The organism is Pseudomonas arcuscaelestis (assembly GCF_016881005.1).
In the GTDB taxonomy this organism is placed as follows: Bacteria; Pseudomonadota; Gammaproteobacteria; order Pseudomonadales; family Pseudomonadaceae; genus Aquipseudomonas; species Aquipseudomonas arcuscaelestis.
Genome location: NZ_JACOPV010000005.1, coordinates 290631 through 306353 on the forward strand (window position 1 = coordinate 290631; position 15723 = coordinate 306353).

General features: G+C 58.2%; 13 protein-coding genes and 3 pseudogenes. 9 read left to right on the forward strand and 7 right to left on the reverse strand.

Going from position 1 to position 15723, the window contains the following annotated elements; all coding sequences use genetic code 11:
* Window positions 1–139: 139 nt before the first annotated feature.
* On the reverse strand, window positions 140–1066 hold the full coding sequence (tal, locus tag H8F21_RS09810; RefSeq protein ID WP_203584281.1) for a transaldolase: 927 nt from the start codon (window positions 1064–1066) through the stop codon (window positions 140–142).
* Between the two features lie 124 nt (window positions 1067–1190).
* Window positions 1191–2192, reverse strand: coding sequence for a tRNA dihydrouridine(20/20a) synthase DusA (gene dusA / locus H8F21_RS09815; RefSeq protein WP_203543142.1), 1002 nt, complete (start codon window positions 2190–2192; stop codon window positions 1191–1193).
* A gap of 493 nt (window positions 2193–2685) precedes the next feature.
* On the opposite strand from dusA, the gene H8F21_RS09820 reads away from it, so the two are divergent.
* The 5 genes and pseudogenes from H8F21_RS09820 to H8F21_RS09835 all read left to right on the forward strand — a co-directional run bounded on the left by H8F21_RS09820 (window position 2686) and on the right by H8F21_RS09835 (window position 7808).
* Window positions 2686–3204 carry an Hcp family type VI secretion system effector gene (locus tag H8F21_RS09820; RefSeq protein ID WP_136475345.1) on the forward strand — a complete coding sequence of 173 codons (519 nt, stop codon included), beginning with the start codon at window positions 2686–2688 and terminating at the stop codon, window positions 3202–3204.
* A gap of 830 nt (window positions 3205–4034) precedes the next feature.
* Window positions 4035–5003: a LysR substrate-binding domain-containing protein gene (locus tag H8F21_RS09825; protein ID WP_203543143.1), complete on the forward strand. Its 969-nt coding sequence runs from the start codon at window positions 4035–4037 to the stop codon at window positions 5001–5003.
* 119 nt (window positions 5004–5122) lie between these two features.
* Window positions 5123–5428: pseudogene (locus tag H8F21_RS29975) on the forward strand (PAS domain-containing protein); the annotation flags it as partial.
* A gap of 312 nt (window positions 5429–5740) precedes the next feature.
* Window positions 5741–6688 (forward strand): annotated as a pseudogene (locus H8F21_RS29980) (methyl-accepting chemotaxis protein); the annotation flags it as partial.
* A 139-nt stretch (window positions 6689–6827) separates the two neighbouring features.
* On the forward strand, window positions 6828–7808 hold the full coding sequence (locus H8F21_RS09835; protein WP_203584283.1) for a hypothetical protein: 981 nt from the start codon (window positions 6828–6830) through the stop codon (window positions 7806–7808).
* Between the two features lie 22 nt (window positions 7809–7830).
* Here the strand turns inward: H8F21_RS09835 and H8F21_RS09840 are convergent, their stop codons facing one another.
* Window positions 7831–8616, reverse strand: coding sequence for a sulfite exporter TauE/SafE family protein (locus tag H8F21_RS09840; RefSeq protein ID WP_136478901.1), 786 nt, complete (start codon window positions 8614–8616; stop codon window positions 7831–7833).
* Window positions 8617–8759: 143 nt separating this feature from the next.
* On the reverse strand, window positions 8760–9380 hold the full coding sequence (locus H8F21_RS09845; protein WP_203476665.1) for a helix-turn-helix domain-containing protein: 621 nt from the start codon (window positions 9378–9380) through the stop codon (window positions 8760–8762).
* Between the two features lie 126 nt (window positions 9381–9506).
* On the opposite strand from H8F21_RS09845, the gene H8F21_RS09850 reads away from it, so the two are divergent.
* The 3 genes from H8F21_RS09850 to H8F21_RS09860 all read left to right on the forward strand — a co-directional run bounded on the left by H8F21_RS09850 (window position 9507) and on the right by H8F21_RS09860 (window position 12173).
* On the forward strand, window positions 9507–10637 hold the full coding sequence (locus tag H8F21_RS09850) for an NAD(P)/FAD-dependent oxidoreductase (RefSeq protein WP_203476664.1): 1131 nt from the start codon (window positions 9507–9509) through the stop codon (window positions 10635–10637).
* An 18-nt stretch (window positions 10638–10655) separates the two neighbouring features.
* A complete protein-coding gene (locus H8F21_RS09855) occupies window positions 10656–11033 on the forward strand; it encodes a RidA family protein (protein WP_136475351.1) in 378 nt (125 codons plus the stop codon).
* A gap of 75 nt (window positions 11034–11108) precedes the next feature.
* A complete protein-coding gene (locus H8F21_RS09860; RefSeq protein WP_203476662.1) occupies window positions 11109–12173 on the forward strand; it encodes a YkvI family membrane protein in 1065 nt (354 codons plus the stop codon).
* Between the two features lie 48 nt (window positions 12174–12221).
* Here the strand turns inward: H8F21_RS09860 and H8F21_RS29985 are convergent, their stop codons facing one another.
* The 3 genes and pseudogenes from H8F21_RS29985 to H8F21_RS09870 all read right to left on the reverse strand — a co-directional run bounded on the left by H8F21_RS29985 (window position 12222) and on the right by H8F21_RS09870 (window position 15149).
* Window positions 12222–13007, reverse strand: a complete 786-nt coding sequence (locus H8F21_RS29985) for a methyl-accepting chemotaxis protein (protein WP_371922314.1) — start codon at window positions 13005–13007, stop codon at window positions 12222–12224.
* Between the two features lie 69 nt (window positions 13008–13076).
* Window positions 13077–14108 (reverse strand): annotated as a pseudogene (locus tag H8F21_RS29990) (HAMP domain-containing protein); the annotation flags it as partial.
* A 159-nt stretch (window positions 14109–14267) separates the two neighbouring features.
* A complete protein-coding gene (locus tag H8F21_RS09870) occupies window positions 14268–15149 on the reverse strand; it encodes a LysR family transcriptional regulator (protein WP_203476659.1) in 882 nt (293 codons plus the stop codon).
* 125 nt (window positions 15150–15274) lie between these two features.
* On the opposite strand from H8F21_RS09870, the gene H8F21_RS09875 reads away from it, so the two are divergent.
* Window positions 15275–15721 (forward strand): PACE efflux transporter, encoded by a 447-nt coding sequence (locus tag H8F21_RS09875; RefSeq protein WP_203584285.1) that lies wholly within the window; start codon window positions 15275–15277, stop codon window positions 15719–15721.
* Window positions 15722–15723 lie beyond the last annotated feature (2 nt).

Consider the following 15723-nt stretch of genomic DNA (forward strand, 5'->3'; position numbering starts at 1 on the left):
TAAGGGCACAAATCAAAAGCATCGCGGGCCACGTCCGCTCCAGTGCAGGAGCGGGCATGACCCGCGATGAGGCCGTCAAGGCCGCAAAAAGGCAACGATACTCAGCATTCTTTGGCTCAGTATCAAACCCGGCTTTGTATCAAACCTTTGCTGCCATCAACGCCTCAAGCTTCTCTTGATCGCGTGCAAACTGACGGATGCCTTCGGCGAGCTTTTCGGTGGCCATTGCATCTTCGTTGGATGCCCAGCGAAATTGCGCTTCGTTGAGTTGCTGACGCGGCTCACCGGCGTTGCCAGGCTTGAGAATACGTGGCAGTTCGCCTTGATCGTCGCTCAATTGCTGCAACAGCTCTGGACTGATGGTCAGGCGGTCGCAGCCGGCCAGTTGTTCGATCTGGCCGATGTTGCGGAAGCTCGCGCCCATGACCACGGTGTTATAGCCATTGCTCTTGTAGTAGTTGTAGATGCGTGTAACCGACTGCACGCCCGGATCGTCAGCGCCGACGTAGTCCGTACCGGTGGATTTTTTGTACCAGTCGTAGATACGGCCCACGAACGGTGAAATCAGGAATACCCCGGCATCAGCGCAGGCCTGGGCCTGGGCGAAGGAAAACAGCAGGGTGAGGTTGGTCTGAATGCCTTCCTTTTCCAGTACTTCGGCAGCCCGAATACCTTCCCAGGTGGAGGCCAGTTTGATCAGTACGCGGTCGCGGCCGATCCCGGCTTGCTCGTAGAGTTCGATCAACTGCCGGGCCTTGGCCAGCAATGCAGGTTGATCGAAGGACAGGCGCGCATCGACCTCGGTGGAAATACGCCCGGGAATCACCTTGAGAATGCCAGCACCCACGGCCACGGCAAAGGCGTCACAGGCGCGGGCGATATCACCCTTGCTGTGCCCCACCGAATCCTTCAGCAAGTCGGCGTAGCCGGGCATGGCTGCAGCCTTGAGCAGCAGGGAAGGATTGGTGGTGGCATCGACCGGTTTCAGGCGGCTGATGGCATCGATATCACCAGTGTCGGCAACCACAGTGGTGAACTGCTTGAGTTGTTCCAGCTTGGAGGTCATGGGCGTGCTCTGTCCTGTGCAATGGATCGACATTACCCGAGCGCTGCCAGCGGCTCAAGCGCTGGCTGGCAGGACGGGCGAGGGGATAACACTTCGAGTCTGCAACCGCCCACAGGTTCCGGAACTAACGCCCTTGCAGCAGTTCGCCTGCCTGGTCCAGCAGCGCCAGTGGGTCGTTGCTTTTGTGGATATCGACCGAGAGCAACTGACGGAACTTGCGTGCCCCTGGGAAGCCCTGGCCAAGGCCGAGGATATGGCGGGTGACATGATGCATGGCGCCGCCGGCAGCGAGATGCGCGGCGATGTACGGGCGCAGCCTGGCCAGTGCCTCACTGCGGCTGATCACCGGTGCCTGACTGGCGAACAATTGCTGGTCGACTTGCGCCAGCACATAAGGGTTGTGATAAGCCTCGCGCCCAAGCATCACGCCGTCGAAGGTTTGCAAATGCTCCTGGCACTCGGCGAGCGTCTTGATGCCACCGTTGAGGATGATCTCCAGCGCTGGGAAATCCGTCTTCAGTTGCGCGGCAACGTCATAGCGCAACGGTGGAATCTCGCGGTTCTCCTTCGGCGACAACCCTTCGAGAATCGCGATTCGTGCATGCACGGTAAAGCTGCGGCATCCGGCATCTCGTACCTGGCCGACGAAATCGCAGAGCTGCGCGTAGCTGTCGCGACCATTGATCCCAATACGGTGTTTGACCGTCACAGGAATTTGTACCGCATCCTGCATAGCCTTGACGCAATCGCCCACCAACGCGGGGTGCGCCATCAGGCAGGCACCGATCATATTGTTCTGCACCCGGTCACTTGGGCAGCCGACGTTCAGATTGACCTCATCGTAGCCCGCACCCTCCGCCAGCTTGGCGCAGGCAGCGAGATCAGCCGGCACACTGCCACCCAATTGCAGAGCCAAGGGATGTTCGGCTTCGTCGTGACGCAGGAAGCGTTCGGCATCGCCGTGCAACAAGGCACCGGTGGTGACCATCTCGGTGTAGAGCAAAGCATTGCTCGAGAGCAGACGCAGGAAGAACCGGCAGTGGCGGTCGGTCCAGTCCATCATCGGCGCCACGCTGAAGCGGCGGGAAGGCTCAGGGGCAGAGGTGTTGGCGGTATCTAGGGGCATTAGCGGTTTCTGTATTGATGCGACTGTGACGCGAGTCGGAGCGTGTACAACGTGGTGGGCAGTTTATCAGGAATCAGGGTTTGTGCGGTCGGGCACATGCGCACGGCGCTGCCTCTGCGCTACGCCCAATAGCGTCGCTTTTCTGGTTGCATGTTGCAGTGTGAGAATCCGTTCGTGTCCGGCGATGGCGCTAAGCCTTTATGCGCAACTTCTTGCACATCAAAATGTGGACAACCCGGCGTATGTACCGCTCCAGGCCTTGTGCCGCCTGGCGTACAGTCGACTGCGCAACTTCTTGCGCACGGGTGTGCAAGAAGTTGCGCACTTTTTACCTAAATTACGGGTGAAAAGAGGTCTGGTAAATAAGCTTCATCAATGAAACGCCCGCTCTCTGGGCTTCTTGGCTAATTTGGCACGATCCTTGGCAAGTAAATGATGTCCCCAGTGGAAAATACACCCTTGGGAACTTCATTTTTCAGCAAGGAGAGCAACAATGGCAACACCTGCCTACATGTCCGTAACGGGTACCAAACAAGGCCTGATCACCGCCGGTGCCTTCACCGCAGATTCTGTTGGTAACACCTACCAGGAAGGTCACGAAGACCAGGTCATGGTCCAGGGTTTCCAGCACGAAGTGATCATTCCGCGTGATCCGCAGTCCGGCCAGCCAACCGGTCAGCGTGTACACAAGCCGGTGGTCATCACCAAGGTATTCGACAAGGCTTCGCCTTTGCTGCTGGCAGCACTGACTTCCGGCGAGCGACTGACCAAAATCGAAATCCAGTGGTTCCGTACCTCGGCAGCCGGCACCCAGGAGCACTATTACACCACCCTCCTGGAAGACGCGATCATCGTCGATATCAAAGACTACATGCACAACTGCCAAGATCCTTCCAACGCACACTTCACTCATCTGGAAGACGTGCATTTCACCTACCGCAAAATCACTTGGACCCACGAAGTGTCTGGCACTTCTGGCTCGGATGACTGGCGTGCACCGGTCGCAGGCTAAGGCGTAGCAATATCAGCGTATGGGTCGGCGTCAGGCTGAGCCATACGTTGGTTCTTTATCACGCTTAAGGACAAGCCCATGATCGCGTTGGCCAATACCGCGCATTTCAAACTGCTCATTCGCTCTGTTCGCAATGATTAAGGGGGCACGGTTGTCGCGGCTAAGTCGAAGATGCTCGAATTACTAAAAGGTAAAGACAAAGCCGGATTTTTATAGCGCCGGTTCTTATCGTTTTATACAGTTTATTATTTTATCCTGAAATTTTTCTTACTCCATTGAATGACCCCATGGCGTTTGCGATTCTGGTACATCCACCGCGTGCTGGTGTTCTGGAAAATACCGTACCTGCTGGCCGAGTTGGCGCATCGAGTAGGGCGCCTGAGGTTACCGGAGCAGGCGCAACCTTTGTCGAGGCCTGCAAGGCGGCGGGCCTTCATTAGCCAAGGAGCTACGCAGAGGGCCGCCTGACACGCTGGTAGTCTGGTTTTTTGAATAACCACAGCGCAGATATTCCAATTATTTATATCTGGGTCGATTAAATTGATTTCCAGAATTAAACGTTAGAATTTACAATTCGCAGAGAATTCCATTGTGTATGGTTTTTGTGTTTTATATAAGCACTTCGCATATATATTTCTCGCGTTCAAAGCGATGATCTGGGTCAATTTCTACATTCGCACCCCCTCTATATTGAAATGAAAGGAAGTGCTGATGCCCACGCCGCCTTGATGTTTTTGGTGTGGGGGTTAATAAAATAATAGGGAGCCGCCCAGTATATCGAGCACCGTTTTATGTCGCGGATATCGCTCGATAGTCATTAGGTTTTACCCATGAAGTCAACCGTTGTTTCTGTCGCCCGAAAACTCAAACTTTATCAATTGGTGGTCTTCGACCAGGTGCTGCGCAGTGGTTCGCTGGTCGGTGCTGCCCAGGCATTGAATCTTACCCAGCCGGCTGTTACCAAGATCATTCATGAACTGGAAGCTTTCCTCGGCGCGGCCTTGCTGGTTAGAGGCAACCGGGGTGTGCGCGCCACAGAGCTGGGAGGAGTAGTGGTGCGTCGGGCCCATGCGATGCTCACTGAGCTACGCAGCCTGACCGATGAGGTCAACGCGTACCACAGCGGAACCACGGGGCAGGTCATGGTCGGTTCATTGACTTCTTCCTCCGCGTTGCTGGTGCCTCATACGCTGCGGCTGCTCAAGGAGAGTGCGCCCGGTGTACTGGTGACGGTGCGTGTCGGGCATATGGATCAATTGTTCTCCAGTTTGCTGGCCGGTGAATTGGATATTGTCGTGGGGCGAATTCCCGATGATTGGCACCGGCATGAGTACGAGACGCGGCTGAAGGTGGATGTGTTGGGCGAAGAAGGGCTGTGTGTGGTGGCGGGCGCCGAGCATCCATTGCATCGAAGCGGTCAACCGCTGAGCCTGGCTGACTTGCATCCTTTTCCTTGGATTCTGCCCCCGCGAAGTGGCCTGCTGCGGCGCACGGTCGATCGCTTGTTCGAAGAGCTCGACCTTGGCCCGCCGGTCAACGTCATCGAGTCGGTTGCTGCCCTGACTAACTACGAATTGATCCAGGATCAGCAGACGATCAGCTTCTTTTCCCTGCAAACCGCTCAGCAGTTGGCCCATGGCGGCAAGCTCAAGGCGTTTGATCTGGGCAAGCCGATGAGCTTTGGCAGTATCGGCTGTTTTTATGCGGCCAATCGCAATCTAGATCCCGCCGCCAGGCTGTTCAAAGAGTGCCTGACCTTGACCAATCAAATGGCTGCGAATGAAGCGCAGGCTGTCTAGCCCTCTATTCCTTATCGTTATAGCAATGCCCGCTCTATTGATGAGGAATGGCTAATGGCCATACCTACAATGAGGGTAATTGCACCTGAATTGATCCAAGCACAAACGGATACCAGCGTATGAGAACCAATCTGCCGGTCACCCAGCAGGAAGTCATTTTCCAGAACGAACAGCGGCTGATATCCGCCACCGACCTGCACGGCAACCTTACCTATTGCAACGACGAATTCGTCGCCATCAGCGGCTTCAGTCGTGAGGAGCTGATTGGCAGTGCGCATAACATTGTGCGTCACCCGGACATGCCAGAATCAGTCTTCGCTCACATGTGGTCGTATTTGAAGGACGGTAAAAGCTGGATGGGCATCGTCAAGAATCGATGCCGCAATGGCGATCACTATTGGGTCAGTGCTTACGTCACCCCGATCCTCGATGGCGCGATAGTGGTGGGTTACGAATCGGTGCGAGTCAAGCCGCAGCGAGCCGATATCGAACGTGCCTCTGCGCTGTATGAACGCATGCGTACAGGTAAACGCAGTTGGAATTTCAAGCGCTTTGCTGCAACTGCACTGGAGCAGGGGCTGGCGCCGGTTGCGTTGGGGGTGCCTGCCATTGCCGCCGTGGTCTATCTGGACAACTGGGCGGCTATTGCGGTGCTGGCCTGTGGCTTTATCGGTATGCAGATAGCGGCTCATTGGCGCATGCAGCATAAGTTCGCAAAAGCCCGGCGTTTGACCGCCGAGAGTTTTGACAGCGAGTTGATCGCCCGCACCTACACCGACCAGCAGGGCCCTTTGGCGCAACTGATGATGGCGCTGATCAGCGAGCAGGCCAAAGGTCGCACGGCGCTGAGCCGCTCGGGAGACTACGCCAACCAGACCGAAACCATGGCCGCCGAGAGTGGCCAGTTGGCCCAGGCGTCAGAGGTGTCGCTGCAACGTCAGCGTGACGAAACGGACATGGCCGCCACCGCCATGACTCAAATGGCTGCCTCGATTGCGGAGGTGTCGACCCATATTCACGACACGGCCCGCGAAGCCGAGGACGTCAACCAGCTGACTCAGGTTGGTTCACAGGAGGCAGGCAAGACGCGCCTGGTCATCGAGACCTTGCAGCAGACGGTTAATCAGATCAGCCAGTCGGTAGAGCACTTCGCGGGGGAAACCCAGTCGATCCAGATCGCCTCGAACATGATTCGACAGATCGCCGACCAGACCAACCTTTTGGCTCTCAACGCTGCGATCGAGGCAGCCAGGGCCGGCGAACAGGGGCGTGGTTTCGCCGTTGTCGCCGACGAGGTGCGGGCCCTGGCATTCAAGACCCAGGAGTCAACCGAGACGATCCAGAGCATTATTCAGTCATTGCACAGCGCGGCCAATCAGGCGGTAGACATTGCCCGTCAAGGCAGTGACGAGGCCCACGCCGGGGTCGATCAAGTGATTGCCACGCAAAACGCCCTGGACGGTATCGGCACTGCGGTGGAGCGTATCCATCAGATGACAGAACAGATGGCAGCCGCTTCCGAGCAACAGGCACATGTTGCCGAAGACATCAGTCGACAAATCACCACCATTGCTCAGGTGTCGGAGCAGAACGTTGGCATTGCTGCCAGCTCCGCTACCCTCGGTCGAGCGTTGCAGCAGACTGCGCATGAAATGTATGCCCTGGTGGACAGGTTCAATCGATAGTCGCCATTAGCACATCCGTCGATACGAAATTGCCCTGAGGGTGGTGTCACTGCGTCCAGACGGCGAGTCAGCTTTGATCTAGGATGACCCCTTCGTGTGCTTTGGCGCGTTGCGCTGGCAGGAAGGGGAACCGAGGCTGATGTGGGGATATGTCGCGCTCTATGTGCTCTTTGCAGCGAGCGTCTATTGGTTGGATCGTAGTATTCATCGGTCGTTGTTCATCCGTACCCAGAACCGGCACTTTCGCTGGAAGCTGAACTTCAGTGTGAAAGGCTGGGGCGTTGATGAGTACCTGGCCGCGTTGGTCATGACCTGTGCGATGGTCTTGCAGGTCATGATGATGTTTCAGTGGCTGGGCAGCACGGTCGACAAGACCCTGGCGAAATGGCTGTTTGCGCTGCTCAGCCTGGGGTCGATCGTGCTGGCTGTGCGCTTGCTGCAGCTGGTCGAGCGCTATGCGCAGCACAAGGGCTGGTTGACGCTGCTGGCTGCATTGCTCACGGTGGCGGCGGGGCTTGCAGCCAGCGCAGAGGCGGACGCCTTCATCCTCGGGCAGACGCGCATCGAGCCAGGGCAGTTTCCCGGTGCACAGAAAACCCTGACATTTATTTATCTGGTTTACATCTGGTACCTGGCGACGAGCTTGCTGATCGCTGTGGTGATGTTTATTGGCGCCTTGGTGTTCGGTATGACGGCGCCGGTGTTCAGGCAGCAGGTGAGGCGTAATCGCACCACTGCTATTTGCTGGAACCTCTTCGTTCCCAGCTCAGGTGGGCACCGGCGTCAGTGGCTGCATGCAGCGTGTATGATCGGAGTGATCTATACCGCCGTGATCCTTCTGGTGTTTTCCGAAGTGGTGAACAGCAAGCTGCGGTCGGTTTTGCATGAGTCATTGGTGTATGCATCCTTTCACCTTGGGCCTGAAGACTGCGCGATGACCGGGTTGCCTGTTGGCACACGGCTGGCGCTGTTGGCCAAAGGAGAGGTAGCGGTTGCTCGTCCCGTAGAAGGCGGTTATCGCTACAAGAAGCAGGCCTGCTCACTGCAGTCGGTCGAGGAAGTGGAGGCGACGCGAGAGCTGCGAATCAGAGAAGCCCGGGCCAGCGATGCCTACTTTTGACAGGCATCGCGGCTCTGTCGGTTTAAAACGCCAGTTTGTATCCGATCATCAGCAGCATGCCGGCCAGGCAAGGGCGCAGGACGCTGTCGGAAATGCGGCCGGTCAGGTGGCTACCCAGGTAGATGCCCGGCAGTGAGCCTAGCAGCAGGTAGCCCAGCAGCGACCAGTCCATATTGCCCATGCTGGCATGGCCCAGGCCTGCAACCAGGGTCAGGGGTACGGCATGGGCGATTTCGGTGCCGACCAGGCGGCGGGTGACCAGGTAGGGATAGAGGAGGAACAACGCCACGGTACCCAGCGCGCCAGCACCGATGGAGGTCAGCGAGACCATCACACCGAGAATCACGCCGGTGATCACCGTGAGCAAGTTGAGGCTGGTACCGCTGAGGTGATAGCGGTCGCCGGCATGTTTACTGGCAAAGGCTTGCAGTTTGCTTTTGAACAGGATGGCCAGGGCGGTCAGTACCAGGACCACGGCCAGGCCTTGTTTGATCACCGCGTTTGCGGCTTGGGTATCGGTGTTCAGGGTGCTGAGAAACCACAGGGTGGCGGCTGCAGCGGGGACGCTGCCCAAGGTCAGCCAACCGGTGATTTTCCAGTCGATGTTTTTGTGTTTGCTATGCACCCAGACGCCGCTGGCTTTGGTGATGGCGGCATAGAGCAGGTCGGTGCCCACGGCGGTGGCTGGGCTGATGCCGAACCAAAGGAGGATGGGGGTCATGAGTGAGCCGCCGCCAACGCCGGTCATGCCGACGATGAATCCTACGACGAGGCCTGCAATGGTAAAGCCGAAAGAACCTACATCCATCATTTATCTAAACGCCCAACATGCCCGTGATCGGATGTGAGCCAGCATAAAGGTTTTTTTATAGCCAAATAGACTAGTTCGTTATTAGGTTATAACCGCTGCATGCGGGCTCGACCTGCATTCGCGGCAATGGGATGACCGCGTTATCGGTCGGTCATGACCACCATCACTTGCGCATCGCCGCCATCTTCGCTCTCCGAAAGGTAGATGTGGCCTACGTTGCTGTTGAAGTAGGCGGTCTCTTGGGCGCCGATGCTCACGGCTTCTCCAGTCTCGAAAACGATTCTTACGCGGCCGCTGAGTACCAGGGCAAATTCCTGCCCAGGGTGGCGGATGAATTCATCGAACTGCTGGAGTTCGCGGGCAATGATGCGAGCGTACATCGGGGTCATCAGACGTTCGGGAAATTCGCCGGCAATCAGGTGGTAATCGTAGGTCCCGGTGCTGTAGCCCGGTGCGGTAGGCAGCGAGTGAACCACCACGGTGGTGGAGGTTGGCACATCGCCCGCTTCGGATGAGCGGAACAACTGGGCGATGTCGACGTTCAAGGCCCGCGCCGCCGCCGCGAGTTTCTCGTAACTCACTGAAACCTGGGCCAGTTCCATTTTCGACAGGGTCGATACGGGCACCCCGGAGCGTTCCGATAATTGCTTGAGGGTCAATTGCTGGCTCTTGCGCACCGTGCGCAGGCGCGCACCGACTTCGGTACGGTCAATCGGCGGCTGTGCGCCGGGGCGGTTGGCAGCAGGGGAGCGGTCACTCATCAAGTATCTCGGTCAGGCATCGCGGTTGGGCATCTTACCGTGGCCGCTTGCGTATTTCTAAATTCTCATATATTAGAATTCTCATAAGTGATAATTTCGAATTCTTTACCAGGCAATGGCAAGGTTATGACGCAACTATTCGACAGCGTAATCATTGGCGCCGGTATAGCGGGTGCTTCCCTGGGTTACCGGCTGGCTGGCCAGCAGCGAGTGCTATTGCTGGAGCGTGAAGCGCAGCCGGGTTACCACTCCACCGGGCGTTCGGCGGCGATGTTCATGGAAGCCTATGGCACCCCGCAAATCCAGGCCCTGACCCGCGCCAGCCGGGCTTTTTATGAGTCGCCCCCGGAAGGCTTCTGTGAACATCATTTGCTTGAGCCGCGTGGGTGTCTGTATGTCGCCAGTCTCGAACAGCAGGCGCTGCTAGCGAGCAGCTACGCGCAGAACCTGGCCAACGGCACCGAGGTGCGCTTGCTTGATCCCGAGGCCGCCTCGGCAATGGTGCCAAGCCTGCGCAGCGACGCGCTGGCGGGTGCGATTCATGAGCCGGGGGCGATGGACCTTGACGTGCATGCCCTGCATCAGGGTTTTTTGCGTGGCTTTCGTCAGGCCGGTGGTGAGTTGCGCTGCAACGCCGAACTGGTAGCAGGCTGCTTTGCCGACGGTCTGTGGCACGTGCACCTGGCTGACGGCAGCGTTATCCAGGCTCGGCAGTTGGTCAACGCCGCGGGCGCCTGGGCCGATCAGGTTGCCACGCTGTGCGACGTGCCAACCGTTGGCCTGCAACCGTGCCGGCGCAGCGCCTTTACCTTTGAAGGACCGCAGGCGCATGAGTTTGCGCAATGGCCGGCTGTTATCGGGGTGGACGAGAGCTTCTATTTCAAACCCGACGCCGGGCAATTGCTCGGTTCTCCTGCCAATGCCGATCCGGTCCAACCCCAGGACGTAGTGCCTGAAGAACTGGATGTGGCAATCGGCATCTACAACATCGAAGCCTTGACCACCCTGACTATCCGGCGCCCCAGCCACACCTGGGCCGGGCTGCGTTCATTCGTGGCCGATGGCGATCTGGTGATCGGCGCCGACCCGCACAATCCTGCGTTTTTCTGGCTGGCCGCCCAGGGCGGCTATGGCATTCAGTCGGCGGCGGGAGTTTCGCAGTTGGCCTGTGCGTTGTTGCTCGGTCAGCCCCTTCCTGCTGCCTTGCACCGCGAGGGCGTCGAGCCAAAACGCTTGTCGCCAGCCCGTTTTCGTTAATCATCCAAGGACACTTCAATGAGCTCGACTATCCAGCGTATCCCCAGCCACTTGCCATTCCCGTTCTCTAAAGCGGTAAAGGTCGGCGGCTTTCTGTTTCTCTCCGGCCAGATTCCCATGAATGCCCAAGGCGAGGTGGTCAAGGGTGATATCCAGACCCAGACCCAGGCCACGCTGGAGCGTATTGGTGAAACCCTGGCCGAATGCGGCGTCGGTTTTGATCAGGTGATCAAGGCCACGGTATGGCTGTCGGACATGGCACATTTCGCCGGCTTCAACGAGGTCTACAAAAGCTTCTTTGCTAACGGCTATCCCGTGCGCTCGACGGTCAGCGCCGGGCTTGCCCTGGGGGTTGATGTGGAGATCGAAGTGCAGGCCTGGATCGGCCACGACTGAGATCACACCTGCCTGCGTGGTACTGGGAAAAAACAACAAGGCCCGGCCAGGGCCATAGATGCCAGAGGGTTCGAGATGAAAGATCAGCTGAAAATTGCAGGCGCCTTTATTGGCGTCATCGTGGGTGCAGGTTTCGCCTCCGGGCGAGAACTGTTGCTGTTTTTCGTCAATTTCGGTCTCTGGGGGTTGCTCGGCACGCTGGTCAGTGCGGCGCTGTTCACGTTCCTCGGCATGGCCCTGGCCGGGTTGGGCAATCGCCTGCAAGCCACGTCGCACAAGGATGTGGTGTATGCCATCTGCGGCCGCTACTTGGGGCTGTTCGTCGATCTGCTGATTACTTTCTTCATGTTCGGGGTCACCGTGGTGATGCTCGCCGGGGGCGGCGCCTTGCTCGAGCAGCAGTTTGGGATTCCGGCGCTGACCGGCAGTGTGCTGGTCACCCTGCTGGTGGTAGCGGTGGTGTGCCTTGATGTGCAAAAGGTCATCGTGCTGATTGGTGCAGTTACGCCTTTCCTGATTCTGGCCGCCACTGCGATCGCGCTGTACGCGGTGTTCACTCGCGACTTGAGTTTTTCCGCGCTGGACCAGATCGCCAGCAAGCAGGAGGCAGGCGCCAGCCATTGGTTGTTGGGGGCTTTTCTCTATGTGTCTTACAACGTCGTCGCCGGGGCGCCAATGCTGGCGATTCTTGGTGGCTCGGCACGTATGGAGAAAACCGCTATCTGGGGTGGCATTCTCGGCGGTGCAGGGCTGGGCGCACTGATGCTGGTGATGAGCGCCGGGCTGCTCGCGCGCCTGGATACCGTGGCTGACTTGCCAATGCCGATGCTGTCGATCGCCAGCGAGCTGTCGCCAACGCTTGGCGTGATCATGTGCGTGATCATCTTCGGCATGATCGTCAATACCGCCGTGGGCATGCTCTATTCGTTTCTGGCGCGGCTGTTGCCCGCGGGCACTCGCAGTTTTCAAGTGGGGGCAGTGGGTGCAGGGGTGGCTGCGTTTGTTTGTAGCCTGATCGGCTTCATCAGCCTGGTCGGCCAGGTTTATCCGCTCTTCGGTTACCTGGGCTTTGTGGTCATGCTGGCGGTGTTGATCGGCTGGATACGCCTGGGCAGGGTCAAACGCGCCGTAGCGGTATAGCGACAGGCGCCTGGCGAGGGCTGTGCACTCCCTCGCCAGGTGTTTGCTTTAAATCTTGAAGCTGTCGACCAGTTGCTTGAGGCGACCTGCCTGTTGGGCCAGGGCATCGCAGTGAAGCAGGGTGTCATTGAGGTTGGCCACGCCTTGCTGGTTCAACACGTTGATCTGGGTGATGTCCAGGTTCAGGCTTTCCACCACTGCAGTCTGCTCTTCGGTCGCGGCGGCCACCGACTGGTTCATGCCGTCGATTTCGCCAATACGCTGGGTAACGCTGCTCAGGCGTTCACCGGCCTGGTTGGCAACCGACACGCTTTCCTCGCTCGAGACCTGGCTGGCGTTCATGTTATGCACCGCCTCGCGGGAACCGACCTGCAGGGTAGTGATCATTTTGTGAATCTCCTCGGCCGACTCCTGGGTGCGGTGGGCCAGGTTGCGAACCTCATCGGCAACCACGGCGAAACCGCGGCCGGCTTCGCCTGCACGGGCAGCTTCGATGGCCGCGTTGAGGGCCAGCAGGTTGGTCTGCTGGGAGATGCCCTTGATTACATCGAGAATCTGCCCGATGTCGTCGGTGCTGGCATTGAGGGTTTCGATCTGTTCGCAGGATTCGCTGATTTTCTGCGACAGGGAGGTCATCGCGGCAATGGTTTCCTGCACCACCTGGCGACCGTCGTTGGCCTGTTCGCTGGCACCGCTGGCGTGTTGCGAGGCATCGGCGGCGTTGCGCGCGATTTCCTGGGTAGCGGCACCGAGTTCGTTGATGGCGGCGGCCACGCTGTTGGTGCGCATACTTTGTTCTTCGGAACCGACAATCGAGGCGTTGGATGCACTCATCACACGCTCGGAAAGGTCATGGACCTGGCGGGTGGCCGAGGATACTTCGGCAATCGAGGCATGAATACGCTCGACGAACTGGTTGAACGCACCCGCCAGTTCGCCGAATTCGTCCTTGTTTTCCACTACCAGGCGGCGGGTCAGGTCACCTTCTCCTTGGGCGATGTCCTTCATGGCGCGGCCCATGGTGGTCAGCGGACGCATCAGCACCGGAATCAGCAGGCTCAGCAGGCCGGCAATGGCAGCAACGGCTATGAGCATGGCGATGATGGCAGAGGTGCGGAACTGGCTGAGGGCTACGTAGGCTTTGTCCTTGTCGATAGACAGGCCGATGTACCAGTCGGCAGAAGGCAGGCCGCTGACCGGCGCGAACGAGATGATTCGCTCTTCGCCGCCCAGGTTCACGTCGTGAATACCCGGTGCCACTTGCAGGTTGCTGCCAGGGTAGATGTCCTTGAGGTTTTTCATCACCTGGTCTTTGTTCGGGCTGACGATAACCTGGCCATTGCGATCAGCCAGGAACGCGTGGCCGATGCCACCGAAGTCCACCGCGTTGATGATATCGACCAGGCTCGCCAGACTCAGGTCGCCGCCGACCACGCCGAGCAGTTCACCGCTGGCGTTGCTTTTCACCGGCATGGCAATGGTTACGACCAAACCACCGACTGCGGCCATGTAGGGTGGCGTCAGCATAGGCTGGTTGGCGGCCACGGCAGCGGTGTACCAAGGGCGCTGGCGTGGGTCGTAGCCGTCAGGCATTTTTGCGTCCGGACGCTGGGTGAATACACCGTTGGCCTGGCCCACGTAGGTGAACTGGAAGTTGCTGGTGAACGAACGCTGGTCGACAAGGCCGGCGAAGTCGGCGTCGGCACCCTGATGGGCAACGTTCTGGGCCAGGTTCTCAAGCACCAGAATGCGGCCGCTCATCCAGTTCTGCACGCTGCTGGCGGTCAATGCACCGGCCTGTTTGACCGATGACTCGATGTTCTGCCGGATGGTGTTGCGTTGCAGGTAGTCGTTGTAGAGGGTGAACAATGCAAATGCCAGAACCACGACGCCGCAGGCGCACAGCAGGATCTTGTGGCGAAATTTCAGGTTCATGTTGCGAGACCTTTAGCCAGTAAGGAGGAGTGCCGAGCGGTGCTTTTGGCGTTGCTCGTACCTGTCGATGAGGCTATCGGCCGCAGTCTGGAAAAATTGAAAGTCAGAATGCCGCAGGGGAACGTCAGGTTTATCCTGCCAGTGGTGCCGGGTAAACCCTTATGCGCCGAGCATCCTGACCAGTTCTTGCGCCGCTTTTTGCAGGGGGTGGCTTTGCCGCCAAAAGGCATGCACGGGCAGTTGCAGTTCGTTGCGGGTGTTGTTGAAGTCCAGGCGCAGCAAGCGTCCGGCCTTGAGTAGCGGAGCAACCCGTGACAACGGAAAATCGCCCCATCCCAGTCCCGCCTCTACCATCTCCAGGGCCATGCTCAAACTATCGGTGCGCCACTGGGCTTTGCCGATCAGTGCGCGTGTGTCGGTAATCGGCAGATCGTGGCTGGCTACCAGGATTTGCCGAACATTGACCAAGTCTTCGAGGTAGGCAATTTGCCGGGGCTGGTGCGCGAGGGCAGGGTGCTGCGGCGAGATGACTGCCACCAACGATTCCATGCCGATGTTCTGAAAGCGCTGCTGTGGGTCGACAGTCAATCCGGCAAAAGCCAGGCACAAACTGACGCGCCCTTGCTGCAGCAACTGCAGGGCCTGTTCCTGTGGGGCGTTGAGGATTTCCACGTCCAGCAATGGGTAGCGTTCGCTGACAGCTTTGATCGCGGTCAGTAGCGGGCCGTGATCAATATCCGGGACCACGCTGATAGACAACGTGCTCTCCAGGCCCTGGGATAGCTCAAGGGCATGCACCTGCAACAGCGCCAGTTGCCCGGCGATCATGCGTGCATGAGGTTCGAGGGCTTGGGCCAGGGCGGTCGGACGGGTTTCTCGATGCGTGCGTTCGAACAACGGATAGCCCAATTCCGCCTCCAGGTTGCCAATCGCCATACTCACGGCCGAGGGCACCCGGCCCAAGGTACGCGCGGCGGCAGAGAACGAGCCACGATCAAGTACGGCAAGGAAAAGCTCGATGTTGTCACTGGAGAAATTCAAAGGGTACTTCCTGTTGTCAGTAAAATTGATAGCTGCTGACTTTTTCTATCAGAAATATTGACGCACTCTTGCGCGCCTCTGCAACCCGGATGGGCTGCGTTTGATGACGAAATTGAGGTGGTAACGTGCAAGGGGTGAAACGCAAACTGGTCTATGTGAGCGCTTATGAAGCAATTGGCCTGTGCATGTCGACCTTGGGCCTGGCCTATTTGTCGGATACGGCGCCAAGCAATACCGGCCCGCTGGCGGTGATGATCACCACCATCGCCATGGCCTGGAACTTCATATACAACACGCTGTTCGAGTACTGGGAAAGCCGACAGGTGAAGCGCGGGCGCAGCGTTGCCCGGCGCGTGGCGCATGCCATTGGTTTTCAGCTGACCCTGGTGGTTTACCTGATCCCGCTGATTGCCTGGTGGCTGGACATGAGCCTGGTCGAAGCCTTCCTGGTGGACCTGGCTTTCATCATTCTGATTCCTTGCTACACCTTTGTGTACAACTGGCTGTTCGATCGCATTTTTGGCCTGCCGACCTCTGCTCAGGCGGTAAGTGACAATCGTGCTGTCGCTTGAGG

Excerpts from the sequence above, each read along its gene's own strand:
- tal (WP_203584281.1), bottom strand. The coding sequence starts at position 1,066 with ATGACCTCCAAGCTGGAACAACTCAAGCAGTTCACCACTGTGGTTGCC.
- dusA (WP_203543142.1), bottom strand. The coding sequence starts at position 2,192 with ATGCCCCTAGATACCGCCAACACCTCTGCCCCTGAGCCTTCCCGCCGC.
- H8F21_RS09820 (WP_136475345.1), top strand. The coding sequence starts at position 2,686 with ATGGCAACACCTGCCTACATGTCCGTAACGGGTACCAAACAAGGCCTG.
- H8F21_RS09825 (WP_203543143.1), top strand. The coding sequence starts at position 4,035 with ATGAAGTCAACCGTTGTTTCTGTCGCCCGAAAACTCAAACTTTATCAA.
- H8F21_RS09835 (WP_203584283.1), top strand. The coding sequence starts at position 6,828 with ATGTGGGGATATGTCGCGCTCTATGTGCTCTTTGCAGCGAGCGTCTAT.
- H8F21_RS09840 (WP_136478901.1), bottom strand. The coding sequence starts at position 8,616 with ATGGATGTAGGTTCTTTCGGCTTTACCATTGCAGGCCTCGTCGTAGGA.
- H8F21_RS09845 (WP_203476665.1), bottom strand. The coding sequence starts at position 9,380 with ATGAGTGACCGCTCCCCTGCTGCCAACCGCCCCGGCGCACAGCCGCCG.
- H8F21_RS09850 (WP_203476664.1), top strand. The coding sequence starts at position 9,507 with ATGACGCAACTATTCGACAGCGTAATCATTGGCGCCGGTATAGCGGGT.
- H8F21_RS09855 (WP_136475351.1), top strand. The coding sequence starts at position 10,656 with ATGAGCTCGACTATCCAGCGTATCCCCAGCCACTTGCCATTCCCGTTC.
- H8F21_RS09860 (WP_203476662.1), top strand. The coding sequence starts at position 11,109 with ATGAAAGATCAGCTGAAAATTGCAGGCGCCTTTATTGGCGTCATCGTG.
- H8F21_RS29985 (WP_371922314.1), bottom strand. The coding sequence starts at position 13,007 with ATGAGTGCATCCAACGCCTCGATTGTCGGTTCCGAAGAACAAAGTATG.